Source organism: Steroidobacter denitrificans, assembly GCF_001579945.1.
In the GTDB taxonomy this organism is placed as follows: Bacteria; Pseudomonadota; Gammaproteobacteria; order Steroidobacterales; family Steroidobacteraceae; genus Steroidobacter; species Steroidobacter denitrificans.
This window is the reverse complement of the sequence record NZ_CP011971.1, coordinates 2,828,949-2,849,935: the sequence shown is the minus strand read 5'-3', so window position 1 is coordinate 2,849,935 and position 20,987 is coordinate 2,828,949. Positions and strand designations below refer to the sequence as shown.

The window sequence follows — 20,987 nt, the reverse complement described above, 5'->3', positions numbered from 1 at the left end:
GAGATCATGATGGCCATCGCAGCACACCCTATCGATGCCGTTGATGCCGAGCCTCGGCACGATCAGCATCAGTACCTTACGTTCATGCTGGGGCGAGAGACCTTTGCGCTGGGCATTCTGGGCATCAAGGAGATCCTGGAGTATACGCAGCCGACGGATGTGCCGATGATGCCGCCGTCCATTCGCGGCGTCGTGAATCTGCGCGGCGCCGTTGTCCCGGTCATCGATTTATGCGCGCGTTTTGGACGGCCTAGCACTCCGGTATCAAAAAAAACTTGCATCGTGATCGTCGAAACCAGGATGGATGCCGAACACCATGTGCTCGGCGTGCTGGTGGATGCGGTCAACGAGGTCCTCGAGATTCCGGACGAGGACATCGAGCCGCCGCCGACCTTCGGAGCTTCGATTCGCACCGATTTCATCCAGGGCATGGGCAAGGTGCGGGGTCGATTCGTCATCATTCTCGACGAGAAACGCGTCCTGTCGGTGGAGGAAATGGAAGTACTGGTGCAGACTGGTACCGATGCGATGCAAGCCTGTGCATGACGGCGGGAGCGCCGTTGCATCGAGAACGGCCTGGTTTCAAGAGAGCGTGACGAACATGTTTACCCGCAAGAAGCCCGATCCGGTACCGGATCAGCCGCCGGCCGGCGCGGCCGAGCGAGCGTGCATCGAGGCGCTGCCGATATGGGTGAAGCAGATCGACACCGCCCGTCTGCAGACCGAGGAGGCGATCGTTGCCCTGAGTGCGCGCTTTGCCGGCATCGCGGCCAGTCTCGAGGCGACCCTCAAGGCGGCGCCGCAGAATGATGAAGTCAGCGGCAGCGGTCTCATCACAACCCTGAACGACGGGAAACAGCAGCTTGCCCATGTCATGGGCGAACTGGCGGCGATTCAGGAGAGCCGTACGGTCCTGGCCGGGGAGATCCGTTCCTTGGCGGCCTATACCACCGAACTCGGCAAGATGGCCGAGGAGGTGGGGATGGTCGCTTTTCAAACCAATATGTTGGCGCTGAACGCGGCGATAGAGGCGGCCCATGCGGGAGAGGCCGGCAAGGGATTTGCGGTGGTGGCGCACGAGGTGCGGCAATTGTCGAACGCCTCCCGCAAGACAGGCACGATGATCGTCGAGAAAATCGGTGCCATCAACGATTCGCTTGCTCACATCATAGCGACCAATGAGCAGGCCGCGGAACGCGAGGGTATCGCGGTGCGGGATTCGTGCGCGCGTATTCAGGATGTACTGAGCCGATTCAGCTGCATGAGCCTGGAGATGTCGCGCTCCAGCGAGGATCTCAGGGAAAGGAGCAGGGACATCCAGAATGAGGTTGCGGAGTCGTTGGTGCAGCTGCAGTTCCAGGACCGCGTCGGGCAGATTCTCACTCAGGCCGTTTCCAGCATGCGCGATCTGCATCAGCAGGCGGGCGTGCTGGCATTGAATGATGAGCCGGATGCAGCCGTAGCCGAGTATCTAGCGCAGATGGCCCGTAGCTACACTACCCAGGAGCAACGGCGCAATCACGACGGCGGAGCGGCGGAAAAGGTGACCACCCAGGCCATCGAGTTTTTCTGAGCGGAGTGAGTGTGATGGCGAAACGGATTCTGATCGTCGATGACTCGGCCTCGGTGCGCCAGGTCGCGGGGATCGCCTTGAAAGGTGCCGGATACGAAGTGATCGAAGCGTGCGATGGCCAGGACGGGTTGGACAAACTCAGCGGCAAAGTGCATTTGATCATAAGCGATGTGAACATGCCGCGCATGGACGGTATCAGCTTTCTCAAGGCGGTCAAGGCGCATCCGAACTACAAGTTCACGCCGGTGATCATGCTGACGACGGAAGCCGGAGAGACCAAGAAGAGCGAAGGTCGATCGGCAGGCGCCAAGGCTTGGATCGTCAAACCGTTTCAACCGCAGGCGATGCTCGATGCAGTCGCCCGTCTCGTCCTGGCCTGAATCCGTTCATGCGGTTTTTCGCGTTGAAGGGCCACTTTGCTCCCTGTCCGGCGATTGTCGAGTCCAGCCTCGATTGGGCTGTTGCGTCAGGAGTCCGGCTGTGACGGCGCCGCTGGAAAGAAATGGCGCAGAGTTCCGCTTTTCAGCGACGAGCCTCACCCAGGCGGAATTCGAGCGCATCAAGGCGTTGGCATTCCGTCTTGCCGGCATCAATCTTTCGCAGGCGAAAAAATCACTCATTGTCGGACGTTGGAATCGACGCCTGCAGCACTATAGGCTCGGAAGCTTCAGTGAATATCTCGACCTGCTTTCGCAACCTGAAGCACGGGGAGAATTACAGACAGCGCTCAACCTTCTGACGACGAATGAGACGAACTATTTCCGGGAACGGCAGCATTTTGATTTTCTGCGTGAACGCGTGCTGCCCAAAGCCCGCCAGCAAGGTCGGTTCCGGGTATGGAGCGCCGCCTGCTCCAGTGGTGAAGAGCCTTATAGTATCGCGATGCTGCTGGCAGCGGAGCTTGGTAATGTTCCATGGGAGGTCCTGGGTTCCGATATCAGCACCAGCGTACTGACGACTGCCCGCGACGGGATCTACGCCATGGAGCGCGCCAGACCGATTCCACAAGAATATCTGCATCGCTATTGCCTGAAGGGAACAGGGCCGCAGGCCGGGACCTTTCGCGTCGATCGCGCAATTCGGGAACGCGTGCAGTTCCGATACATCAATCTCAACGAACCTCTGCCGGATATCGGCGTGTTCGATGTGATCTTGCTGCGCAATGTGATGATCTATTTCAGCGCGGAGACGAAATCGCAGGTGGTCACAAGAATGTTGCCGGCGCTGACGGCGGACGGCCACTTCCTTGTCGGGCATTGCGAGACGCTGAACGGCGTGACCGATCGCCTGGCGATGTCGACTGCCTCCATCTACACCAGGGCAAGTCGATGCGCCTGAGCATTTGCATCGCAGCTCCAGGAAGGCAGTATGGTCGAGGACGTCGTTGCGCATTCCCGAACGGTATCCGGGAGCGTTCATGAATCCGATTCGAGTGCTGCTTGTCGATGATTCCGCAGTGGTACGTCAGGTACTTACGGAACAACTGGCGCGCGATCCGGCGATCACCGTGATCGCAGCAGTCGCCGATCCGCTGTTTGCCATGGCGCGTATGCAGAAGGAATGGCCCGATGTCATCATCCTGGATATCGAGATGCCGCGCATGGATGGACTTACATTCCTGCGAAAGATCATGGATGAGCGGCCGACGCCGGTGGTGATCTGCTCGACGCTCACGGAGAAGGGCGCGACCACCACGCTCGAGGCGCTTGCCGCGGGTGCGGTCAGTATCGTGACCAAGCCGAAACTTGGACTGAAGCGTTTCATGGAAGAGGCATCCGCCGATCTGGCAACGGCGGTGAAGGCGGCTGCGCAGGCCAACCTGCGAAGGCTGAGAATCGGGGCACCGCCCGGCGATGCGGTCCGTCGGGATTCCACCCCAGCGATGAAGTTGAGTGCCGATGCCGTACTCGCTCCCGGAGGGTCGTGCGCGCTGCAGCAGACCACCGAGCGTATCGTGGCGATCGGTGCATCGACGGGTGGAACACAGGCGTTGGAGCATGTACTCACGGCACTGCCGAGCGGGTGTCCCGGTGTTGCCGTCGTGCAGCACATGCCGGAAAAATTCACACGGGCATTCGCCGAGCGGCTCAACCGGCTGTGCCGGATCGAGGTGCGCGAGGCGCGCCACGGCGAGCGTTTATTGCCGGGTTATGCGCTGATCGCGCCGGGGGGGAAGCATATGATGCTGAAGCGCAGCGGGGCTTATTACTGCGTCGATGTGATCGATGGTCCCGTGGTGAACCGGCACCGGCCCTCGGTGGATGTGCTGTTCCGCTCGGCCGCCAAGTATGCCGGCGCCAACGCTCTGGGCATCATCATGACCGGTATGGGAGACGACGGCGCTCGGGGACTGAGGGAGATGCGCGATGCCGGCGCCAGCACCATTGCTCAGGACGAAGCAACTTGCGTCGTCTTCGGTATGCCGAAGGAGGCGGTACGTCTCGGCGGCGCTCAGCGGGTACTGCCGCTGTCGGGACTGCCGCGGGCGATTCTGGAATGGGCTGCCGGCGCCAAATGACGCCCGTCAGCGGCGGACAGCCTGCAGCTGAGCGATGAAGCGGTCGGCCCAGACCTGAATGCTGTGATTCCTCAGTGCCGTCATCAGGCTTGCATGTCTTTCCCGGCGCTCCGGTAGAGGCATCATGAGAGCCTGAGCGATGGCCTGGACGACGGCGCGCGTATCATGCGGGTTGACTTGTAATGCCGCCTCCAGTTCATAAGCCGCACCGGCGAGATTGGACAGGATCAGTACGCCGGGATTCTCGGGATCCTGGGCGGCGACGTATTCCTTGGCAACCAGATTCATACCGTCCCGCAGCGGCGTCACGAGCCCTACATTGCCGATGCGCAAGAAGCCCATCAGGGTTTCGTGCGGATAATTTCGGTTGAGATAACGCACCGGCGTCCAGTCGGCGTCCGCGAAACGACCGTTGGTGCGCCCGGCGGCTTGTTCCAGGGCGCGACGGATGTCGACATAGGAGGGGACGTCTTTGCGTGAGACGGGTGCGATCTGCAGGTAGGTGATATGCGCGCGCTTGTCCGGAAAGGTCTCCAGGAATTGTTCATAGGTCGCGAAACGTTCCACGAGCCCCTTGCTGTAGTCCAACCGGTCGACGCCGATCATGAGCTTTCGGCCGACCAGGCTGGCGATCATCCGCTTGATGACTTCGCTGCCGCAGGCGCGCTCGGCGTCCGCCGCGATGGCTTCCACATCGACGCCGATGGGAAAGACGCCGGCACGTATGTCACGCCCGTCCAGCTGTATCCGCGACGCCGATTCCGTATCGGATGATTCCACTGCATGGATATGGGAGATCGCGGATCGGAACGAAGCCAGGTCACCGGTCGTCTGGAAGCCAACGATGTCAAATCCTGTCAGGTCACGAATCAGGTTTTCGTAGCCAGGCAGGATGCGCAACGTTTCTATATGAGGAAAGGGGATGTGCAGGAAGAAGCCGATGGCGTTGCGTACGCCTAATTCGCGCAACCGGCGGGCAAGTGGAATGAGATGATAGTCATGTACCCATAGCAAGTCGTCCGGGCGCAACAAGGGCAGGAGATTACGGGCGAACTGACCGTTGATATTTTCGTAGGCCTCGTATTCCTCGTGACGGAATCGGAATTTGCTCGACATGTAGTGGAATAGCGGCCACAGCGCGCCGTTGGAGTAGCCGTTGTAATAGCGATTGAATTCCTGGCGACGCAGCTTGAGCGTCGCATAGGTTACGCCGTCGCGCGTCTGCATATCCGGCCCCGCAGGCTCGGTGTCACCGAGTTCGCCTCCCCAGCCGAACCACAATCCGCCACTGTTCTTGAGCGCGCTCAGCACACCGACCGCCAGTCCACCGGGGGCAGCGGCCTTGCGCGGCAAGGAGACGCGGTTGGAGATACAGACGATTCGTGTACTCATGACGAGTATTCGGATCTTGAACTGCCTTGCGGAGCGCGTACAGTCCGGTGCCGTATCGGCGGATTGTCATGCAGCCAGCGGATCACGGCATCCACGTCGGCGAGATGATGCCGGGCATGCGTGGCGGAGCCGGTACCCACACGAATGGACTGTCCCTGCAAGGCATTGACGACCGCGAATGCGTCCTCATCGGTGACGTCGTCGCCGATATAGAGCGGTGTTCGGCCGCGAAAGGGATCCTCCTGCATGAATGCGTGCACAGCCACGCCCTTGTTCCAGGCTGCCGGACGAAGCTCCAGGACGCATTTGCCGGCTTGCAGCGCGAATAGCGGCCCGAGGCGTGCCGATATCGAATTCATCTTGTCGCGGACTCGATCGGCCAGTTCGGGCGCGCGGCGGAAATGCACTGCCAGACTGTAGCGCTTGTCCTCCAGCAGCAGACCTTCATGTTGCGCAACGAAGCGGTCGAGTTCCTCATGCGCGGCGGCAAGGCCGGATACATCGAAGGCAGGATCGATGAGCATGCCCAGCGCGTCACGGCGCTCGAGGCCGTGTATTCCGGAAGCGCACAGGCGCAGGGGGGCGAACAGCTGATCCAGGTTTGCAAGGCTGCGTCCGCTGATCAGCGCCAACGCACCGTCGAGACGCATCTGAAGCGTCTCCAGGAGCCGCTTCAGACTGTGGGGCGCATGCACGCTCTGCGGCGTCTCGGCGATCTCGAGCAAGGTACCGTCGACATCGAGAAACAGCGCCCAGTCATCATCGCTTAGAAGAACTGGATTCGACGACATGGGACTTGAACCTTACTTTGCTTTGCCTGCGGGCTCAACCCCGGGAGATGAAAATACGTCCGCCGAATTTCGTTGTACGCATATTTCGGCGTCGCCGTGCTGAGGCGATAGTGAATATTGGAGCAATGAAGGCGCGAGATCTACCCGCGCAGGCGCCGCGGTTCCAGCATCAGCACAGCAAACAGGTGCGCCGGATCGTGCCAGGCATGCGTAATCACAAGTCCCGTCTCCAGGGCGAACTGTTCGAAGCTGTCCTGCGTGTACTTGTGACAGTATTCGGTGCGCAGATGTTCGCCGTAAGCGATACGCACACCCCGGCCTCCGAGATGGACGATCTGGTCGCGTTTACTGACGAGGTGCATTTCCATGCGGCTTTGATCATCGATCCACAGAGCCGCGTGGTCGAAGTTCTTCAGCTCGAAGTCCGCACCGAGTTCACGATTGATATGACGTAATGCATTGATATTGAATTTTGCCGTGACACCGACTGGATCATCATAGGCCTGTTTCAGTATGCCGATATCCTTGCAAAGGTCGATGCCGATGAGTATCGAGCCGTTGGCCCGGATGATCGCGAGCAAACGAGCCAACAGGTGCCGGGCCTGCGCGTGGGTGAAATTTCCGAACGTGGAACCTGGAAAGTAAATGATGCGCTTGCGTGCCGATAGGATGTCCGAAGGCAATTTGAAGTCCCGGCTGAAGTCGGCGCATACGGGCGTGATGCGCAATCGAGGATAGTCGTGTGCCAGATGTCTGCAGGCATCGAGCAGCTGTCGGCGTGAAACATCAACGGGAACATAGGTGTGAGGTGTCTGTAAATGATCGAGCAGCTGGCGCGTCTTGAGACTGGTGCCGCTGCCGAGTTCGATCAGCGCCGCACCGCCCCCGATGATGCGGGCCATGTCGGCGGCATGGGTGCGCATGATCTGCAACTCGGTACGGGTGATGTAGTACTCGGGTAATTCGCAAATACTGTCGAACAGCAAGGAACCGAGTTCATCGTAGAACCACACCGAGGAGATTTCCTTGGGTGTTTTCTCGAGGTCCGCGAGAACGGCGTCTATCAATGTATCGATGCTGGAGGGCGCGGAGGCGGTGCCGGGGTGTTTTGCCATGACTCATCCATCGGTGGGTTGACAGGCACATGCCTAGGCGTTGCATGCCAGACGTAGTCCGGCGAACTGCCAGCGTGTATCCGGGTAAAAGAAGTTGCGATAGCTGGCTCGAATATGCTCGGCAGGTGTCGCGCAGGAACCGCCGCGCAGCACCCATTGGTTGCACATGAACTTGCCGTTGTATTCGCCGAGCGCGCCGGAGGCGCTGCGATATCCGGGATAGGCGACGTAGGGGGAGGCCGTCCATTCCCAGGTGTCGCCGAAGAGTTGCTGCAATTCGCTTCGGTCCCGGCAATGCGCGCGCGCCGGGCGGGGGTGCAGCGTGCCGGCCTCGAGCAGGTTGCCCTGGACCGGCAGCCCGGCGGCGGCGAGTTCCCATTCGGCCTCCGTCGGCAGGCGCGCACCGGCCCAGCGCGCGAAGGCGTCGGCTTCGTAATAGCTGAGGTGCGAGACGGGGGTGTCATTGTCGAGGTCTTGCAGGCCGGCGAGCGTGAATTCGGCGTCCAGCGATTCCGACCAGTACAGGGGACGATTCCAGCCGTGCCGAGTCACGGTTTGCCAGCCGTCCGAGAGCCACAGCGTTGCGCGCCGGTAGCCGCCGTCTCGGATGAAGTCCAGGTACTCGCCGCTGGTGACCAGGCGATCGGCCAGCGCAAAGGGTGCCACCAGGAGGCGATGCCGAGGCTGTTCGTTGTCGAAGCAGAAACGTTCATCCGGCCTGCCATGCCGGCTGGGCGCGCCAATCGCTTGTACGCCGCCGTCGAAGGCGATGAATGTCATGGGACGGGCCATGGACGGGAGGGCGGAATCACCGGTCGGTGCGGCGGACTTCGTTGCGGTGCCGCGCAGCGCCGCCGAGCGATAGGCGGGCAGCAGGGGATTGCAGGAGAACAGGTGCTTGATGTCGGTGAGCAGGAGTTCCTGGTGCTGCTGTTCATGATTCACACCGAGTTCGAGGAGGGCCGCGAGCTGGTCATCATCCGCGTGGGCATCCAAGAGCGACTCGATGTGTCTATCGACATGCATCCGATAGCGCATGATTTCCTGCACGGTAGGGCGGCTGAGCAGACCGCGCCGAGGACGCTGATGCATGGGACCGACACTTTGATAATAGGAGTTGAACAGGTATTCGAAGTCCTCGTGGTACGCCTGGTAGCCGGAAAGCATGGGTTTGAGCAAAAATTGCTCGAAGAACCAGCTGGTATGCGCTAGGTGCCATTTGGCGGGACTGGCGTCGGGCATGCTTTGCACTACGTAGTCCTCGACTTCGAGCGGCTCGCAGAGCTGCAGGGTCGTGGCGCGGACGTGTCGATACCGGAGACACCGCCTGGCTGGACGGGTCGAGGACGTTGCGGAGGCATTTGCCCGATCAGTGACCGACGTGTTCGTCGTCAGCGCCATTGCTCATTACCTCGCGAGATTCGAGATGTATTTGGACGGGGAGGCCGACTCGACCGCCGGCTCATAGAGTCAACGCATCGACATTGAAGTAAGTTGCATACAAATTGTCGCTAATTAGCGACATCGTTTAAGTTTAGAAAGCGTGTTGTCATCCGAAGATTCGACCGCGGTGCGATTCGCGCTTGTATGCGGTGGACTTGGAAGGATGCCGTCATCCGGGGGAGAGAACCTCGGTCGAGATCCCGGCCTGACGCAGTGGAAGACATCATGGATGCGAACTGCGGAGGCTGGAACACGGGCTGAAGGACGGTTCTCCTTGACTGGCCGCCAGCCCATCGCTATTAATACGCGCCCGCTTCGGCCTAGTCGCCGAAGTTCGGCGCGTAAAGATTCCAGTCCTCCGGCTGGACGCTCGTGGCCAGGTAGCTCAGTTGGTAGAGCAGCGGACTGAAAATCCGCGTGTCGGCAGTTCGATTCTGCCCCTGGCCACCATTTTCTCAAGATATTACAAGAGCTTACGAGTGGGATGTGGACGGCGAAGATCGCGTCTGAACTGCATTGCTACTCAGTTGCTACCCTGGCTGAAAAATGGTCGGCTTGCGGGGTTCGATCGATTTGGAGTGCTGAGGAAGTGTGTGTGCCTGTACTTGCTTGTTTTGGGGCCGTATGGGAGAACGAACAACGCTTTCGCCAGTGCGCGCCTCATTGGGGAATCGATGTATAGCGACTCCGCCACTGATGCAGCTTTGTTCAGGGGGGGCGTATCGGACCAAGCTCTCACTGGGGTAGGGGGTGCTCGGGGAGTTCTCTTTCACTAAGGCCAAAAATTTCGTTAGTGATATCTACGATGGATAGCTGGACGTGTCGACTTAGGAACAGCGTGAAGCCGCAGCTATCATCAGTCCAGCAGCTTCGCGAATAGCTCTTTTGGATCGACGCCTAAGGCTCGGGCGACATAGATGAATTCGATCACGTCCAAGCGCCGCTCACCGCTTTCCACCTTGGCAAGAATGGTATGAGACTGCTTCAAGCGGACCCCCATATCCCGCAAGGTCAGTCCGGCTGCTTCTCGTGCCTCCACCAGGATGGCGCGTAATCGTCGATGTTCCCGGCTGCGAAGCGACTTCAAAGCTGCACCCCTGAAAATGAGAGGGCAGACATATAGGGCACAAAATTATTGTCGCCATTTTCGGGACAAACGTGACTCAGGTATCAGTAGTCTCGGCTACCTAATGCATATGCTAGGTGCCTTAAGTGGAGTTGCTAACAAGGGAGACAGCATATGAAGAGATCCACGGCTACCGCACTAGTAGCGATCTTGCTTCCTGCATTCATCAGTGCGTGCGGTGGTGGTGGCGGTGGTGGAAACCAAGTCTCGGCAACACCGAGCCCACCCCCGCCGCCCCCACCGGCAGCTGCTGCTGAAGGTGTATTTGGGGGTGAACTGATCGGTAGTACGAGCAGCGAGTTTCAAGTATTGATCCTCGAAAATGGCGATGTCTGGTCACTTTATGGTCAGGATAATGGTTCGATCTTCTATGTAGATGGGTTTGTGCAGGGGAATGGTACATGGAGCGGTGAATCGTTCACCTCAAACAATGTCAAGGACTTCGGATTTTATCCTGCGATTTCTGGAACACTAGCTTCGACGTATAGCGGCGCAACGAAGACCATAAGTGGCACAGTCACGAATAGCTTGGGTAGTGTCCAGTTTTCTGGCAGTCCGATTCCCGACTCCTTGTACGACTACGACACAGCAGCGTCCTTGGGCGCCATCGCTGGGCATTGGGATACTCTCGGTACCAGCGGAGGTAGTATTTCGGTGGATATCACTGCAAGTGGCGTACTAACGGTTTCAGAGGGTGGCTGTAGCGGTTCTGGCTCGATAGCACCTCGGCCGTCAGGAAAGAATGTTTTCAACGTCACACTGACTTTCGGTCTGGCGCCATGCGTCCTTCCGAATCAGACGGTGACAGGTGTGGCTATCGTCTACCCTCTAACGACTGGTCAGGACCAACTCATCGGTGCAATGACAGACTCGGCCAGAACGGTAGGTATAGCGGTGTTCGGCATACGTTGACTTACTGTTGCGTATTCCGGACCAAGTTGACCGCTGATTCCGATTGAACGTGACCGGTCGTTCCGGCCGAACGTGACCGGCGATTCCGATTGAAGATGACCGATTTCCGGCATTGGCCGGAATCCTCAGTCATGTTCCCGGAATCCTCGGTCATCTTCGAGCGGAACGAAGTCGGTTCTGCGCTGGAACTTATATTTTTCTGGCTAAGCTGCCCGATTTTTTTGATTGGGGAGCCGATGCCAGCCAAACAGAGTGCCATGCGCAAAATCAAAGAAGTTCTGCGTCTGAAGTTCGAGGCGCGACTGAGTCACGAGAAGATCGCTGCCGCCATCGGCCTGTCGAAGGGTCGGTTTGCAGACTCTTGTGCTCGTCGCGAGAAAGTTGCCCCTTCACCGAGCCGGACTGGTCGATCAGCACGCGGCGCAGGCCGTAGCCCGCAGGCCCGCCTTGCCGAAAACCGAGTTCGATCAGGCGGCACTGGCCCGCGAACACCTTCGCGGAAAGCTCGCGGCTGTATTCACCCGCCATCGCGCGCTTGACGCCCTTGACGATGGTGGACACGGGTGAGCCGTCGTTCTCGAACTGCTCGGCGCAATAGGCCACCTGAATCCCGGCGCGGCGGCAGATGTATTCGTAGTAGGCGCTCTCGTCGGCGTCCTGGAACCGGCCCCAGCGGCTGACGTCATAGACGAGGATGATCTGGAAATCGGCCTTGCCCGCCTGCACGTCGGCGATCAGTTGCTGCAAGGCTTGGCGACCATCAATGCGCAGGCCGCTCTTGCCCTCGTCGGCGTAGGTGCGGACGATCTCGATGTTGCGCCGGGCAGCGTACTCACGGATTTTGTCGCCCTGGTTCTCCGTCGAGTACTGCTGGTGCTCGGTGGACATGCGCACGTACTGTGCGGCGCGGTACACCGACCCGGAGCCTGTTGGGCTTGGAGGTGATTCGTTCGATTGCATAGACCCGGTCACTTCGATGGTTGACGTTGTCGGGTCTGCCATTCCTTTCAATGGTTGCGTCGCCACCTGACGGAAGCTGCGCACACGGTTGGAATCGTTGCCATGCAGAATGTTCGAGAACCCGTTTGGGAACGACGATAGCGACCGGGTACCGAAGCGTCGATCAAGTCATCTCTTTGCACACGTCCTTTTTGCAGACGCAGTCGATGCTCACGGGCGTGATCTCGACCAGCCACGCATCGCCTTCCTCTGGGAAAGGCGCGGGAATTCGCCGCAGCTGGTACAGGCCGGACGGCAGAATTGACACGTCCATTTTTGCAAGGCCATTGCCCACGCCACTGGCGCTTCCGTTCTGGCCTCCTTCCACCGCATCGGGATTGGCGGCATGATAGGCGCGCCAGTAGCCGGGATGCCGGTCGAACCACGCGCGCTGGGCATCACGCTGGTTGTCGCGGTAGTCCGGATCGGTGCGGAGCTTGTCCTGCTGCCAGCGCAGCTTGCGAGCGCGCTGGCATTCGGCGGACGAGCAGTAGGTCTGGTTCGGGACTTGGGGGCTGGGTTGAAAGGCTTGGCCGCAGTGCGCGCAATTTTGGGGCATCGTCGTGATTTCCATGCAAAACCTGCATGGAGCTCGTGGCGGTGATAGTCGCAGGCCCATCCCCGAGGGCGCCCCTCCATTTCTACACCCATTTACACCCAATTCTGCCGCCTGTTGAAATGGGTGTAAATGGGTGTAAATGGGTGTAAATGGGTGTATTATTGGTTCATGTTCCGAACCGACACCCTCCAGATCACCCCGGAGGTCTTGGGCCTGGTCGCCCGGATCGACGAATTCAAAGGAGCGTGGCGCGCCTTGGGCACGCTTGCGCCCGACCGCCTGTCGGCGTTACGGCGTGTGGCCACCATCGAGAGCATCGGCTCATCCACTCGCATTGAAGGCAGCAAGCTCTCCGACCGGGAGGTCGAGCGGCTGCTGTCCAACCTCGCCATCAAGAAGTTCGACTCACGGGATGAGCAGGAGGTTGCCGGGTACGCCGAGCTGATGGATTTGATCTTTCGGGCATGGGAGGACATCCCCTTCACCGAGAACCACGTCAAGCAGCTGCATCAGATCCTGCTGCAGTACAGCCAGAAGGACGAGTGGCATAGGGGTGGCTACAAGACCAACTCGAACAGCGTCGCGGCCTTTGATGAGAACGGCACGCAAATAGGCATCGTCTTTGAGACGGCCACACCGTTCGACACGCCGCGCCTGATGGCGGAACTGGTGCAGTGGATCAATGACGAGCGCGAAAAGGCCGTGCTGCATCCCTTGCTCATCATCGGCATCTTCGTGGTCGTGCTCCTCGAAATTCACCCGTTCCAAGATGGCAACGGGCGTTTGAGCCGCGTGCTGACGACCCTGTTGCTGCTACAGGCGGGCTACACCTATGTCCCGTACAGCTCGCTCGAAAGCGTGATCGAGGCCAGCAAGGAAAGTTACTACCTCGCGTTGCGGCAGACGCAGGGCACGATCCGCAGCGACGCCCCGAACTGGCACCCGTGGCTGCTGTTCTTTCTGCGCTCTCTGGCTGAGCAGGCTCGGCGTCTGGAGAAGAAGGTCGAGCGCGAAAAGATCGTACTGGCCGCGCTGCCCGAGCTGTCACTGCAAATCGTGGACTTCGCCCGGGAGCACGGACGCGTCACGATGGCCGAGGCGATCAAGTTGACCGGGGCCAGCCGGAACACCCTGAAACAGCACTTTCGCGACCTGACCGAACGCAACCATCTGGAGCAGCACGGCAGCGGGCGTGGCGTTTGGTATGGATTGAAGTGACTGGCCTGTTCGATTCCGTGTTTGGGGATCGAACCGCTGGCCATTGAGGGGCGAAACGACTGTTCCGTTTCTTCGTCCAATGCGATGATTTGCCGATGAAACGGAACAGGACTGACCGGCTGCGCAGCGGCTGGGCTGCGCTATTTCGACGCCCATTTACACCCATATCATGGTGCTGGACGGCAAAGGCCGAGGCGCGTCGGCGACCACGCCTGCGTCGGCGCATCCGCCCCGGAGGAGATCAATGGCGCGGATGCGGCGGTCAAACGGGCAGCGATGCCAGGGCATGCAGCAACGATCTGCTCTGGCTGGCGGGATCGGTCTTCACATCGATGCCTTGATCTTGGGCGTCTTGCACCCAACGCTTGGCCCATGCCATGACCTCGTCGCGGTCGAACCGAACGAGCTTCTGGACTCGACGATGAAGGCAACGCATTCAGGTGCGATGTCGGCCAAGAAGCCAAGTCCTCGGGAAGGGTTCCATGCAGTTTCAGCCCAATGCGAACATCCGGGGGTTATGCATATGTGCCCTGCTCGTTACGCCGGAACCCGCTCCTATGGGGACGTCTCGGCATGGTTGAAGATAATGGGTTCAAGGTTCCGGTAGAATCTACCACCATTAAATCAATAACTTATGACGGCGCTCAAACCCCGTCCCGTCTAATATCCGGCGAGCTGTCTAATATTTTCGCGCCCGCTCTGGCTACGAGGCTTTCGGCGATAGATCTTCTGGGTCGTCCGCAGATCATCGTGAGTCAGCGCTTCGTTGGCTTCCATCACGTCCTCAGCGTCGCTGGCGCGCTTTGCCCTCAAGTCGTGGAACGTGAACCGCTCGGTGATGACCGGCTCAGGAGCCAGGAACCATTCTTTCGCTTTGACCCCTCCGCAGCAGTCGTCATGAGACGGTGCCACAGTTGGATCGGAACCCGCTCTCTATGTAGGGCTCCCGATCTTCCTCATGCCCGCATGCCGAGCAGCGATGGAGATTGAGCATGAGTCCGGCGATGCCGGCGAAGGGGTGGCGATGAGTCGCCCAATCGAATCCTGCGAGCCGTGGCCGAGCGAGAGTGACCGGCGCTTGAATTCCGCAACCTCGCGCGAGGTGAGCCCGTGCAGCCAGGTGTGGCGCCGCCGGTCGGCATTCCGTATCGGGCCGCGCTGCAAGCCAGTCCCGGGGCGCGGCGTTCTGTCCCCGGGCGCGGCTCAATTCCTCTACGCCTCCGGAGAATTGCGCTTGAGCCAGGACCGTAGGGCGTCATCCACGCGCGTCTGCCAGCCTTGGGCCACTGGCCCGGAAGCGCTGTATCACATCGGGCGACAGGCGGATGGTGATGCGTTCCTTCGTGGCCGCCTTCTGCGCGCCGCGAAAACGCCGAAGCACTGCCGCCGACAGCACCTTGGACGCGGGCTTCGCGCGCGCGAAATCCTCGGCGGTCCACTCCGGGTTGTCGTCGTCGATCATCTCCGGGTTCGGTTTACGTTTTGCCATATTGCTTCACCTCTCGCTTGTTGGCTCGGCGCCCTATCGTTGAGCAGAACCGCGTTGCCCGAGAGATCGCGGATACGCAGGAGCGAATCACTGCGAGTGCTTATGACTATGCCACCGTGTACACCGCCGTGATCATCTTTGGTGGGTATGCGGGCTTCTTTGCTATTTGGCAGATGACGAAAGAGTATTTGTCCAAAGATCAGGCGCTCTGGTCGGCATTGCTGATTATGCTTTCGCTTCTTTCGCTCGCTTAGACGTCAGAATTGCATGAGTCATACCATGGTGATACCATGACGACATGAAGATCGCCATCTCCGTTCCAGATGAAGTATTTGAGGCCGGAGAGCATTTGGCACAGCAGCTCGGGTTATCCCGAAGTCAGCTCTATTCGGATGCCCTATCGGCATACTTGAGCGAACGAGGGGCGGCAGCCGTCACGGCAAAGCTCAACGCGGTATATGCCACGGAACCCTCAAAGCCCGATCCAGCCTTTGCTCGCATGCAACTGACGCGCCTCGCCAATGAAACGTGGTGAGGTTTGGTGGGCCTCATTGCCGACTCCCACCGGCTCTGGGCCGGGATTTCGTCGCCCCGTCGTCGTAGTTCAGTCCAACCCATTTAACCAAAGCCGCATCGCCACAGTCGTTGTGGCGATCATTACTTCCAACCTTGCCTTAGCAGATGCTCCTGGAAACCTTCGCATCGGAAAGGCCGAGTCTGGATTGGCCAAACAGTCTGTGATCAACGTATCGCAACTCTATACGCTGGATCGTGAGCTGCTGACCCAACGTGTGCGCTCTCTGCCGGCGGAGGCCGTGCGCGCCATCGACGAAGGCCTGAGGCTTGTCCTTGGGCTCTGACGCCTGACGGAAAGCCCACACAGCGCTACAACGACTATCGCGACCACTCTCGATCCCAAATTGTTTTGGGCGACGCCCTTCGCGATGCATACGGCGACATCTTTCTGATCAAGGAGCACCCGGCCGCTGCCGACCGAAGCTCAATCACCGGCAAGTTCAAAAGCTTTTGCGGCGAATGGAGTGTCGGTACGGCCGCAGGCACGCCTGGCGAGACGTTCCCAGTACATCCCTCTTGATCCCCGCCCGCCGCCGTATTATCTTCCGCGGCAGTGATTGCCTAGGCAGCTATCGGTGCCTCCCTTCTACCAACCCAAAGCGTTCAGTCCTGCGAATTCCATCGGCTATTTGCTGCGTCGAGCGAACAAGCTCAGCATGGCGCGCGCGGAGGCGGCATTCGCGGGTAATGAGATCACTTTTACGCAGTGGATCGTATTGGCCTTGGTATCCAACGGCACGGCGGCGACCTGCGCGGAGCTGTCACGCAACATCGGGTACAGCAGCGGGGCGATGACCCGCCTGATCGACCAGCTCGAGGCGCGCGACCTGCTGGTGCGCCGGCGCGACGAGATGGATCGGCGTGTGACTCGGCTGGCACTTACCGCGGCGGGCCACGTCACCTTCACCGACCTCGCGGCGAAGGTGGTCGATCGATGGAACGAGGTTCTCGAGGATTTCGATCGCGAGGACATCACTCGCCTGATTGCGACACTCAACCGTCTCGTCGCCCGACTGGAGGCGATCGAGGAGCAGGGGAGTTGAGATCATGGAACGTTGGTCTGTCACCACCGTAACGGCGGCGGTGCTGGTGCTGGCGTCCTGCGCGGCGCCGCGTGAGCCGGGCAATATCGCTCCGATCGCCGTCCCGTCCCTGGGGCTGGCTGCGGAGGCTGCTGCGCCCATCGACGCGCAGTGGTGGAAGACGTTCGGCGACCCGCAGCTCGATCGTATCCTCGGCGACGCGCTCGCCGGCAGTCCGACGCTGGAGGCGGCACTGGCGCGCGTGCGTCTCGCCGAGAGCGCCTTGGCGGTGAGCGAGGCGGCGAGGCGGCCGCAGCTGACCCTGGATGCGAACGGACAGATTCAGCGCTTGAGCGATGCCTACATTATTCCGCCGCCCTATGGCGGCAGTACTCGCTGGATCGGTCAGGCACAGGCGAATCTCGGCTGGGATCTCGATTTCTGGGGTCGTCAGGCAGCTGCCGTGGGACAGGCCCGCGCCGAGACGGATGCGGCGGGGCTAGATTACGCCGCCGCCTCTCTCGCACTCGCGGGATCGATAGCGCAGACCTATATCGAACTTACCCGTGTCGAGCGGCAGTTTGGCCTCGCGCAAAGAGTTCTTGTCGAGCGGGAACAGGCGCTGCTGCTGGTCGGCCTGAGGGTGCGCAGCGAACTTGCCGGCGAGCGCGATGCGCGTGCGGCGGAAATCCTGCGCGCGGAAGCGCAGCAGGTGTTGGTGCGCGTGCAGGGCCAGCGTGAGATGCTGGTCCATGCCCTTGCGCTTCTTGCTGGTCAGGGCGCGGACTATTATGCAACGATCCGCCCGCCGACGCCGGCGCTCGACGCCGTGCTGCCGCTACCTGCCGAACTGCCGGCCGATCTGCTTGCACGCCGGCCCGATATCCTCAGCACGCAGGCGCGTGTCGATGCTGCGTTGGCGGGCCGGGAGACGGCACGCACGGCCTTTTATCCAAACTTCAACCTCATCGGTCTTGCCGGAGCTCAGGCGATCGGTCTCAATCACCTATTCGGCAAGGATGCCGTGACCTACGGTGCCGGCGCCGCCGTGCATCTACCGATCTTCGACGGTGGACGATTGCGCGCGGAGTATGCCGGCGCCAACGCCCGGGTCGATGCGGCGATCGCCGATTACAATCAGGCTGTGCTGAGTGCGGTGCGCGAGACTGCCGATGCGTTGACTCGCGTAGCCAACCTGTCCGCTACCCTCGACGTGCAGCGCACCGCCGCAGCCGGCACCGCCGAGCTGCGGCGCCTCGATGAAGTCCGTTTTATTTCCGGCCTCGGCTCGCGGCTCGAACTGATCGATGCCGAGTTGCGGCTGCTCAGCGCCCGGCAAGAGACCGTCGATCTAGAGGCCGATCAGGCTGTTGCGCGGATCAGGCTCTTGCTGGCTCTTGGCGGTGGATTCGATTCGGAGGCCGGCAGCGCGGCCCTTGTCGATACAAGGCCTTCCCCATAAGCGCCTGGAACCCCAGGAACCCAGGAATCCTAGAAATCCTAGAAATTCATGACCAATAGGAACGACGACACGCCGGAAGCTGCCGGCAGGCCTGCCGGGGCGGTGCCGGCACCGGCCGCAGCATCGGTGCTGCGGGGTAATCCGCGTGCGCGCCGCCGGGGTCTGCTGCTGCTTGCAACCGCCGTCGGCGTGGGGTTGCTGGCCTACGGCGCCGGGTGGTTATTGTTCGCAGGTGCCAGCGAAACGACGGACGACGCTTACGTCAACGGCGATCTGGTAGCGATTACCGCGCGTGATGCGGGCACGGTGCTTGCCCTTCATGCTGATGACACCGAACGTGTCCAGGCCGGCCAACCTCTCGTCGACCTCGATCCTGCGATTGCGGACGCCGAGCTGGAAGCCGCCGCGGCCGCACTCGGCCAGGCGGTGCGCGCGGTGCGCGCCGACTTCTCGCAGGTCGATGCAGCCAGGGCCGAGCGCAGCGAAGCGCATACGGTGTTGATGCGTGCCCGGGCCGACCTTGCGCGCCGCGAGCAGGCCGCCGCGCAAGGTGCGGTGTCCGGCGAGGAGTTCGCACATGCGCTCGAGACCGTGAAGACTGCCGATGCCGGACTGGAGCGCGCGGCGAGCCGGTTGGCACAGGCCGAGGCCCAGGTGCACGGGACGGACCTGCGGCGCAACCCGGCGGTGCTGGCGGCGATCGCCGGTTATCGGCGCGCGGCGATCCGGCGTAGCCATATGCACGTCGTCGCGCCGGTTGCCGGCACGATCGCCAAGCGCAGCGTGCAGATCGGCCAGCAGATTGGCGCCGGCACGCCGCTGATGGTGGTGGTGCCGTTGGATCGGTTGTGGATCGATGCGAACTTCCGTGAAACCCAGCTCGCCGACCTGCGCCTCGGCCAGCCGGTGCGGATCACCACCGATACCTATGGCGGCGGCGTGGTCTTCCACGGCGAAGTGATCGGTCTCGGCGCCGGTAGCGGCAATGCCTTCGCGCTGTTGCCGCCGCAGAATGCCACCGGCAACTGGATCAAGATCGTCCAGCGCGTACCGGTGCGCATCGGCCTCGATCCCCGTGAGCTCATCGAGCACCCGCTGCGTATCGGACTGTCGGCTCTCGTGGAGGTGGACACTTCCAGCCGCTCCGGCTCACCGCTCGGTCGCGAGGCGCGCAGCCCCTATCCGACGCAGCCGAGCCTGAGTCCCGACGTCGAGGCGGAGATCGAGCGCATCATCAGCGCCAATGCCAGCGAGAAGCGGTGAACGGATCCGGCGCACAAGCGCCCCTCCAGGGCGGCGCACTGACGTTGACGGCATTCGCGCTGGCGCTCGGCACCTTCATGCAGGTGCTGGATTCGACCATCGCCAATGTCTCGCTGCCGACCATCGCGGGCAACCTCGGTGTCAGCGCCAGCCAGGGCACCTGGATGGTGACGTCCTTCGCCGTGGCCAACGGCGTCGCCGTGCCTTTGACCGGCTGGCTGATGGGGCGCTTCGGCGTGGTGCGTGTCTTCGTCGCCTCCGTCAGCCTGTTCACGTTCGCCTCGCTGCTCTGCGGCTTGGCCTGGAGTCTGCCTTCACTGATCGTTTTCCGTATCCTCCAGGGCGCGGTGTCCGGTCCGATGATTCCCGGCAGTCAGACCTTGCTGATCGCCATCTTCCCGGCGCATCGACGTTCGACCGCGCTCGGGATCTGGTCGATGACCACGCTGATCGGCCCTGTCGCCGGGCCGATCTTCGGTGGCTACATCTGTGACAACTATCATTGGAGCTGGATCTTTTTCGTCAACGTGCCGGTCGGTATCTTTTGTGCGCTGGCCTGCTGGCGCGGTCTGCGTACACGCGAGACACCGACGCGCAAGCTGCCGATCGATACTATTGGTGTGGCGCTGCTGGTCGTCTGGGTGGGTGCGCTACAGGTGGTACTCGACAAGGGTAAGGACGCGGACTGGTTCCACTCGCCCTTCATCACGGTCCTGGCGATCCTCGCCGGTGTGTTGTTCATCGCCTGGCTGATCTGGGAACTCACGGATGAGCACCCGGCGGTGGATCTGCGCCTGTTCCTTAATCGCAATTTCTTTTTCGGCACGGTCGCCTTTTGTTCCGGCTATGCGGTGTTCTTTGCCAATCTGTTGCTGATGCCGCTGTGGATGCAGACCCAGCTCGACTACACGGCGACTTGGGCTGGCCTGGTGGCCGCGCCGGCCGGCGTGGTTGCATTCCTGCTGACACCGCTGGTGGCGCGCGCTGGTAATCGGATCGACGCGCGTATCATGGCGACGATCGCCTTCATGGCATTTGCACTCTCTTTTTTCATGCGCGCAGACTTCACCACCGGCGACGATCTTTGGACCTACACCCTGCCGCTGCTGGTGCAAGGCATCGCCATGAGCTGCTTTTTCGTCTCCTTGTTGACGATTCAGCTCGAAGGTATTCCAGCAGCACAGATCCCGATGGCGACCGGCATCAGCAACTTCGCACGCATCATCAGCGGCAGCTTTGCGGCCTCGCTGATTACCACCATGTGGGATCGGCGCGAAGCGATGCATCAGACCCGGCTAACGGATCACCTCACGGTACTTACGCCTGACTATCATGCGGTAGTGGAGTCTCTGCAGCACTTCGGTGTCAGTGCCGAGCAGGCGGCCGGCATGATCACACGGGAGATGGTGCGTCAGGCCTACCAGCTGGCTGCGAACGAGTTGTTTTGGCTCTCGGGCTGGATCGTGCTGGTCATGACCGCGCTGGTATGGCTCACGCGCCGCTCCCGGGCCGGCTCGGCATGACCTAGG

Annotated in this window: 21 protein-coding genes, 1 tRNA gene and 2 pseudogenes; 16 read left to right on the top strand and 8 right to left on the bottom strand. The window is 60.9% G+C overall.

Annotated elements, in window-relative coordinates; genetic code table 11:
* The first annotated feature begins 9 nt into the window (after positions 1-9).
* The 5 genes from ACG33_RS12820 (at position 10) to ACG33_RS12800 (ending at position 4,091) form a co-directional block, all read left to right on the top strand.
* Entirely contained in the window at positions 10-546 is a 537-nt protein-coding gene (locus tag ACG33_RS12820) for a chemotaxis protein CheW (protein WP_407696499.1), read from the top strand.
* A 55-nt stretch (positions 547-601) separates the two neighbouring features.
* A complete protein-coding gene (locus ACG33_RS12815; RefSeq protein ID WP_066921761.1) occupies positions 602-1,573 on the top strand; it encodes a methyl-accepting chemotaxis protein in 972 nt (323 codons plus the stop codon).
* Between the two features lie 14 nt (positions 1,574-1,587).
* Positions 1,588-1,953, top strand: coding sequence for a response regulator (locus ACG33_RS12810; RefSeq protein ID WP_066921759.1), 366 nt, complete (start codon positions 1,588-1,590; stop codon positions 1,951-1,953).
* A 100-nt stretch (positions 1,954-2,053) separates the two neighbouring features.
* Positions 2,054-2,911: a CheR family methyltransferase gene (locus ACG33_RS12805; RefSeq protein ID WP_210399069.1), complete on the top strand. Its 858-nt coding sequence runs from the start codon at positions 2,054-2,056 to the stop codon at positions 2,909-2,911.
* Positions 2,912-2,990: 79 nt separating this feature from the next.
* Positions 2,991-4,091 carry a protein-glutamate methylesterase/protein-glutamine glutaminase gene (locus ACG33_RS12800; RefSeq protein WP_066921757.1) on the top strand — a complete coding sequence of 367 codons (1,101 nt, stop codon included), beginning with the start codon at positions 2,991-2,993 and terminating at the stop codon, positions 4,089-4,091.
* 6 nt (positions 4,092-4,097) lie between these two features.
* Here the strand turns inward: ACG33_RS12800 and ACG33_RS12795 are convergent, their stop codons facing one another.
* From ACG33_RS12795 to egtB, 4 genes are all read right to left on the bottom strand, one after another.
* Positions 4,098-5,483, bottom strand: coding sequence for an alpha,alpha-trehalose-phosphate synthase (UDP-forming) (locus ACG33_RS12795; protein ID WP_066921755.1), 1,386 nt, complete (start codon positions 5,481-5,483; stop codon positions 4,098-4,100).
* Positions 5,480-6,274 (bottom strand): trehalose-phosphatase, encoded by a 795-nt coding sequence (gene otsB / locus ACG33_RS12790; RefSeq protein ID WP_066921753.1) that lies wholly within the window; start codon positions 6,272-6,274, stop codon positions 5,480-5,482. The genes ACG33_RS12795 and otsB overlap by 4 nt, the downstream gene beginning before the upstream one ends.
* Before the next feature lie 140 nt (positions 6,275-6,414).
* On the bottom strand, positions 6,415-7,389 hold the full coding sequence (egtD, locus tag ACG33_RS12785; protein WP_066921750.1) for an L-histidine N(alpha)-methyltransferase: 975 nt from the start codon (positions 7,387-7,389) through the stop codon (positions 6,415-6,417).
* Positions 7,390-7,422: 33 nt separating this feature from the next.
* A complete protein-coding gene (gene egtB, locus ACG33_RS12780; protein ID WP_066921748.1) occupies positions 7,423-8,790 on the bottom strand; it encodes an ergothioneine biosynthesis protein EgtB in 1,368 nt (455 codons plus the stop codon).
* Positions 8,791-9,206: 416 nt separating this feature from the next.
* Here egtB and ACG33_RS12775 point away from each other — a divergent pair.
* A tRNA-Phe gene (locus ACG33_RS12775) sits at positions 9,207-9,282 on the top strand.
* Between the two features lie 406 nt (positions 9,283-9,688).
* On the opposite strand, the gene ACG33_RS16240 is transcribed toward ACG33_RS12775, so the two are convergent.
* On the bottom strand, positions 9,689-9,919 hold the full coding sequence (locus ACG33_RS16240; protein ID WP_066921746.1) for a helix-turn-helix domain-containing protein: 231 nt from the start codon (positions 9,917-9,919) through the stop codon (positions 9,689-9,691).
* A 153-nt stretch (positions 9,920-10,072) separates the two neighbouring features.
* On the opposite strand from ACG33_RS16240, the gene ACG33_RS16235 reads away from it, so the two are divergent.
* Complete coding sequence (locus ACG33_RS16235) at positions 10,073-10,870, top strand: hypothetical protein (RefSeq protein ID WP_157071792.1); 798 nt, start codon at positions 10,073-10,075, stop codon at positions 10,868-10,870.
* Between the two features lie 345 nt (positions 10,871-11,215).
* Here the strand turns inward: ACG33_RS16235 and ACG33_RS17115 are convergent.
* Both ACG33_RS17115 and ACG33_RS12760 read right to left on the bottom strand, forming a co-directional pair.
* Positions 11,216-11,830: pseudogene (locus tag ACG33_RS17115) on the bottom strand (recombinase family protein); the annotation flags it as partial.
* Between the two features lie 163 nt (positions 11,831-11,993).
* Positions 11,994-12,443: a hypothetical protein gene (locus ACG33_RS12760; RefSeq protein WP_157071791.1), complete on the bottom strand. Its 450-nt coding sequence runs from the start codon at positions 12,441-12,443 to the stop codon at positions 11,994-11,996.
* A 153-nt stretch (positions 12,444-12,596) separates the two neighbouring features.
* Here ACG33_RS12760 and ACG33_RS12755 point away from each other — a divergent pair, with 153 nt between their 5' ends.
* Positions 12,597-13,646, top strand: coding sequence for a Fic family protein (locus ACG33_RS12755; protein WP_066921744.1), 1,050 nt, complete (start codon positions 12,597-12,599; stop codon positions 13,644-13,646).
* Between the two features lie 1,212 nt (positions 13,647-14,858).
* Here ACG33_RS12755 and ACG33_RS12745 read toward each other — a convergent pair.
* Positions 14,859-15,135, bottom strand: a pseudogene (locus tag ACG33_RS12745) (BrnA antitoxin family protein).
* A 116-nt stretch (positions 15,136-15,251) separates the two neighbouring features.
* Here ACG33_RS12745 and ACG33_RS16230 point away from each other — a divergent pair.
* The 8 genes from ACG33_RS16230 to ACG33_RS12710 all read left to right on the top strand — a co-directional run bounded on the left by ACG33_RS16230 (position 15,252) and on the right by ACG33_RS12710 (position 20,981).
* Positions 15,252-15,389 carry a hypothetical protein gene (locus ACG33_RS16230; RefSeq protein WP_157071790.1) on the top strand — a complete coding sequence of 46 codons (138 nt, stop codon included), beginning with the start codon at positions 15,252-15,254 and terminating at the stop codon, positions 15,387-15,389.
* Positions 15,390-15,433: 44 nt separating this feature from the next.
* Positions 15,434-15,670 (top strand): hypothetical protein, encoded by a 237-nt coding sequence (locus ACG33_RS12735; RefSeq protein WP_066921738.1) that lies wholly within the window; start codon positions 15,434-15,436, stop codon positions 15,668-15,670.
* The gene (locus ACG33_RS12730; protein ID WP_066921736.1) at positions 15,657-15,995 is read left to right on the top strand and encodes a type II toxin-antitoxin system PemK/MazF family toxin; all 339 of its coding nucleotides are present in this window, start codon (positions 15,657-15,659) and stop codon (positions 15,993-15,995) included. Before ACG33_RS12735 ends, ACG33_RS12730 begins: the two co-directional genes overlap by 14 nt.
* On the top strand, positions 15,992-16,231 hold the full coding sequence (locus ACG33_RS17110; RefSeq protein WP_168160130.1) for a DUF5343 domain-containing protein: 240 nt from the start codon (positions 15,992-15,994) through the stop codon (positions 16,229-16,231). The genes ACG33_RS12730 and ACG33_RS17110 overlap by 4 nt, the downstream gene beginning before the upstream one ends.
* 55 nt (positions 16,232-16,286) lie before the next feature.
* Positions 16,287-16,754, top strand: a complete 468-nt coding sequence (locus tag ACG33_RS12725) for a MarR family winged helix-turn-helix transcriptional regulator (RefSeq protein WP_066921734.1) — start codon at positions 16,287-16,289, stop codon at positions 16,752-16,754.
* A 4-nt stretch (positions 16,755-16,758) separates the two neighbouring features.
* On the top strand, positions 16,759-18,195 hold the full coding sequence (locus ACG33_RS12720; protein ID WP_066921732.1) for an efflux transporter outer membrane subunit: 1,437 nt from the start codon (positions 16,759-16,761) through the stop codon (positions 18,193-18,195).
* 48 nt (positions 18,196-18,243) lie between these two features.
* Positions 18,244-19,458 (top strand): HlyD family secretion protein, encoded by a 1,215-nt coding sequence (locus ACG33_RS12715; protein ID WP_066921730.1) that lies wholly within the window; start codon positions 18,244-18,246, stop codon positions 19,456-19,458.
* 77 nt (positions 19,459-19,535) lie between these two features.
* Entirely contained in the window at positions 19,536-20,981 is a 1,446-nt protein-coding gene (locus ACG33_RS12710; RefSeq protein WP_157071868.1) for a DHA2 family efflux MFS transporter permease subunit, read from the top strand.
* Positions 20,982-20,987 lie beyond the last annotated feature (6 nt).